4 protein-coding genes and 1 pseudogene are annotated in these 4,216 nt (G+C 40.0%); 1 reads left to right on the forward strand and 4 read right to left on the reverse strand.

Annotation, left to right across the window (positions count from 1 at the left end; genetic code table 11):
* Positions 1 to 144: 144 nt before the first annotated feature.
* Complete coding sequence (locus tag P9B04_RS15480; protein WP_342055887.1) at positions 145 to 306, reverse strand: hypothetical protein; 162 nt, start codon at positions 304 to 306, stop codon at positions 145 to 147.
* Between the two features lie 74 nt (positions 307 to 380).
* On the opposite strand from P9B04_RS15480, the pseudogene P9B04_RS25205 reads away from it, so the two are divergent.
* Positions 381 to 500 (forward strand): annotated as a pseudogene (locus P9B04_RS25205) (transposase family protein); the annotation flags it as partial.
* A gap of 431 nt (positions 501 to 931) precedes the next feature.
* Here P9B04_RS25205 and P9B04_RS15490 read toward each other — a convergent pair.
* From P9B04_RS15490 to P9B04_RS15500, 3 genes are all read right to left on the reverse strand, one after another.
* Positions 932 to 1,747: an alpha/beta fold hydrolase gene (locus P9B04_RS15490; RefSeq protein ID WP_342055888.1), complete on the reverse strand. Its 816-nt coding sequence runs from the start codon at positions 1,745 to 1,747 to the stop codon at positions 932 to 934.
* Positions 1,748 to 1,793: 46 nt separating this feature from the next.
* Entirely contained in the window at positions 1,794 to 2,642 is an 849-nt protein-coding gene (locus tag P9B04_RS15495) for a M48 family metalloprotease (RefSeq protein ID WP_342055889.1), read from the reverse strand.
* Between the two features lie 145 nt (positions 2,643 to 2,787).
* Positions 2,788 to 3,582: a class I SAM-dependent methyltransferase gene (locus P9B04_RS15500; RefSeq protein ID WP_342055890.1), complete on the reverse strand. Its 795-nt coding sequence runs from the start codon at positions 3,580 to 3,582 to the stop codon at positions 2,788 to 2,790.
* Positions 3,583 to 4,216: the final 634 nt, after the last annotated feature.

A 4,216-nucleotide genomic window follows, 5' to 3' on the forward strand; every position in this document is an offset into this window, starting at 1 on the left:
ACATCTGCCTATTCTAGCTTATAAAGGGTATAACAAGAGCGGATTTGGTATAACTCATCCCCTCGCCAAAGTGACACGTTTCCCTTACTCTTATCAAGAGTTTTCTCTTTGTCACCTTACTTTCTGAATTCTGTCAGTTATGGTTTATACAAAATCCAATGCGATTACCCTGCCTAGTAGCACTAGATAAGTCGCTCCTACTAGGGCTATAGTTGCTCGATTCATGTTTAAGCCTGGAAGAGAACCAAGAGCTAAACCCAAATAGGTTCCTCCTAAAATTAAATACCGTATAGTCTCGATAATCATATCCTCACATTCCCCATAGTTATATCATTATTTAAAAGTTTCTCTTGTTTTGAAACTGAATTCAATCTTTCTACTTTTTAAATGAAGGAATCCTGTGTCCTCACTGCCAAACTTATACAGATAATTTACATCAAACTCGTCCTATTTTAGTGAGAGATTTATCAATTGTGGAGCAAGGAGTCTATCTAAAAGTTCAAGGACTAAACAACAAAATTAAACTAATTCTTCGTCAAAGTTATGGGGTTAAAGATTTCGGGTAGTGTATCATAAGTAGTGAAAGTCGAATTTTTGCCGAAGTTTCTATTAAAATAGGGGGAAGGAATGCAAAGAGTTTTCAAAATCGTTTTAAATCCGGGATAATTATTTATAGTTTAGACAGAATTTTAAGAACTCGGTAAAAAAATAGATTTGTCCATTATGAAAAGCTATATTTGGTAAAGCTAGATTATATAAATTAAAAGTGCCGACTAAAAATTTCTTGTTTTTCATTACTCATTTTTGAACTTATGGGTTCTTAACCCGAATGGTTGACGTTCATTTTAGATGAAAGCTTTAACTTTTCTTGTCAAAGTGTAAAAATCTTGTTATCTACTGAGCTTAACTGATAAATATTTGGCTCAACTCATTACTCATTGAATTTAGAAGCTCTTTCGATGAAGAGAAAATGCTGTCCTCCTTCCTCTTCTTCAAATATTGATAGTTGTGAGCCTTCAATTTGTTGATGTATCCAGACTTGGGATTGCCAAGGAGTTACACTGCTTCTTCCTCCTACAATTAACGTGGGAATCTTGATACGGGGAATGACATCTCGCCAATCTTGAACACAATTATTAAACAATAAAATCGCCGCCTGTTCCCTAGAGAATTTTAAGTTGCATTTGATTATCCAATCTTTCATTGACACTGACATTTCTCTGGTTACCATACTTTGGATTAGTTGGGAGGTAAAGACATCTCCTTGTGGACTTTTTAGTTGATGACAAGTCTTTAAAAGAGTTTCAAAATCAAAGGAAGCTCCATAATTTTGCACCTCTTTTTGTGACCAAATTGGATCTTTGATTAGCACAGAAGGTTCGTCTATAAGTATAAGTTTAGAAAGACGAGAATCTTTTAACAAGTCCCAATAACACCAAATGACAGAGGCTCCCATAGAATGACCCATTAGGACCACATCTTTCAAATGGAGAACTTCAATCCATTCCCGTAAATCTTGGCACAATCGTTGAATTTTGTAGCCAAAAGTAACTTTTTGAGATTCTCCATGACCTCGCCAATCCAAAGCTAGACAGCGATAATTTTCTTTTAATCCCTCTATCTGATATTTGAACTGTTCTGCAGACTGAGTCCATCCTGGCAACATCACTAAGGGCTGCCCACTCCCTTGTTCAAGATAGTGTAATTTTACCCCATCACTGGTGGTTATATATTTTGATATTCTCAATTTTTTCTACTCCAATTGGCCGATTCTCAAGGTTAAAGATATAGTTTTAGCTTTTGAGTTCGAGTTCGAGCTGTAAGAGTTTTTTAATCCGTGCTTCTGTGGAGGGGTGAGTGGCAAATAAATTAGCTAAATTTTGAGTAAATCCCCCTTGGACAATTAACAAAGGCTCAAAACAAGGATTCCCTTCTAAGGGAACCCCTCTTGTTCCTTGTTCTAGCCGTTCTAAAGCTTGAGCTAAGGCACGGGGATTTCCTGTTAGGGCTGCTGCTGAGGCATCCGCCGCAAATTCTCGAGTTCGTGAAATGGCCATTTGAATGACCGTAGCAGCTAGAGGTGTTACCACAATAGCCAGCAATAATCCTAAAGGATTCCCTCCTCCCTGCTGACGCCCCCGAGAATTGCCCCCAAACCAGAGGCTATATTGCAACGCAAAAGAAATGGCTCCAGCAATGGTGGCAGCCACAGCTTGGGTTAGAGTATCACGGTTCTTGATATGGCTCAATTCGTGAGCAATAACCCCTTCTAGTTCATCTGGTGGTAGTAAGTTAATAATTCCTTGAGTTAGAGCAATGGCAGCGTGTTGCGGGTCTCTTCCTGTAGCAAAGGCATTGGCTGCCTCACTAGGAACCACATAGAGACGAGGCATGGGTAAGTTATCTCTTCGGCACAACTGCTTTACCATTTGATGAAGCCTGGGAGCTTCTCCTTGACTCAATGGTTGCGCGCTATAAGCAGCCAGTGCTATTTTGTCCGATTGATACCAGGATACTAAGTTGGAGACCGCTGCCATGGCCAAACCAATTACAGCTCCAGTTGTTCCCCCCAGCCAGTAACCCATAGTTACTAAGAGTCCACTCAGCATTCCCAGTAAGGCTACAGTTTTTAGTTGATTCATCTACTTTTCCTCTGACTAAATCTCAGCAACTGTCTGTTCAATTAATAGCGTTTTTCCCTTGAGTGGTAAATATTTCTAGTTAAGTAAAGAACTCAATGCTTTCCTTTGTCAACTCCAGGTTTACCCGTACTGTTTTCTTTTGAGGTTATTTAGCTCCCCAAACTTGAAATATCCTGGGTAAACTCATGATGGTTTGTTTATTGTCAGCAAAACTATTCAGTTCATCCATAATTTCTTTAATTTCCTGGGGTGATGATAGAGATTGTTCGAGAATGGCTTCTCGAATCTTTTCCATTGTTATTGAAGCCAGAAATTTTCCTTCTCCTTCTAGAAAAGTCGGTTGAATGACATTCAAATTAACTTGTTTGAATCCAGCTTTTTGTAACATCCCAGGTAACTTTGGTCCGATTTCTGGATCTCCTCCTTTCCTTTTAACGACTTGTTGATAGAGTTCAATATATTGCTCAAAAGCCCGACATTTTGGATAACAAAAATGTCCCGAAAACTGAAGATCCTCAATAGCTATCAAGCCCCCTGATTTGAGGGACATTTTCAAATTCTCAATCACTGTCTGAGGATGGCTTAAATGAGTTAGTAAAAAACGAGTATAAGCTAGATCATACTCTGATGCTTCCTCCCAAGTCTCAGCATTAGAGACCTTGAATTGAACATTCTTAAATCCTCGTTGTTGACATTCTCCTCTGGCCAGTTGAATGATCGTCTCGTCTAGATCAATCCCCACAACTTGACCAGTTTGACCAACAATAGTCCTTAAGTCAAAAGTTACATCCCCGCCTCCGCAACCGAGATCCAAGCAACGCATTCCCGATGTAATGCCGAGACGATGAAAAAAATGCTGAGTCTGTGAGTGTAAAACTCTCGATAAAATTTTTAACCGTGACTGGCCTTCTACGCCCCCGGCAATGACATAATGTTTCATGGGTTTTTTCTGCAATTTTTCTCCAAGATTTTTTTGGTCTAGACAATTGGATACACTTTAATTGAGCTATCTGCCTTTTTCTTTTTATCTTGGAAAGCGCACCAAGACAGACGGGGCTTGTACCTTGAGGGGGAAGGGATGAAGAAAAATCCTCCTGCCTCCTGCCCCCTGCCTCCTGCCTTCCGAGGCAGAAGCCTCGGTCAACTTCTGTATCTCTTATTATATAGCGGGACAAGTTGACCACCCCCACCGTCCGGCGGTGAATCATCATCGCGCCACGATGAGATAAAATCTTTGACAAGGCTAAGAGGAATCAGCACGCATTTCCTTGTTGTTTCTTCGGGTGGCTTCGGTGGTACGTAGTCCTCGCCTTCGTTGTGCCCATTGATCAGAGATCGCCTATAGAACCCATTTGGGATCTTTTTCCGTTTTCAGGCGATCGCTAATCTTTTGAGCAGAAGTCTCATAAAACAGAGATGAATCTTGGTGTTAGCGTGTTCTAAAGTTCTTTCAAAGTTTTTAACTAAACTTTTACACCTTTCCATACTCGAATTACTTCTTTCTATGACCCATCTAGCCTTAACTCACATCTTGCACCTGACGAGACAAAGTTCCAAACCATGTTCATAAAACC

Source organism: Crocosphaera sp. Alani8 (assembly GCF_038442745.1).
Taxonomy (GTDB): Bacteria; Cyanobacteriota; Cyanobacteriia; order Cyanobacteriales; family Microcystaceae; genus Crocosphaera.

Coding starts and splice junctions, on each gene's coding strand:
- P9B04_RS15480 (WP_342055887.1), bottom strand. CDS start 306: ATGATTATCGAGACTATACGGTATTTAATTTTAGGAGGAACCTATTTG.
- P9B04_RS15495 (WP_342055889.1), bottom strand. CDS start 2,642: ATGAATCAACTAAAAACTGTAGCCTTACTGGGAATGCTGAGTGGACTC.
- P9B04_RS15500 (WP_342055890.1), bottom strand. CDS start 3,582: ATGAAACATTATGTCATTGCCGGGGGCGTAGAAGGCCAGTCACGGTTA.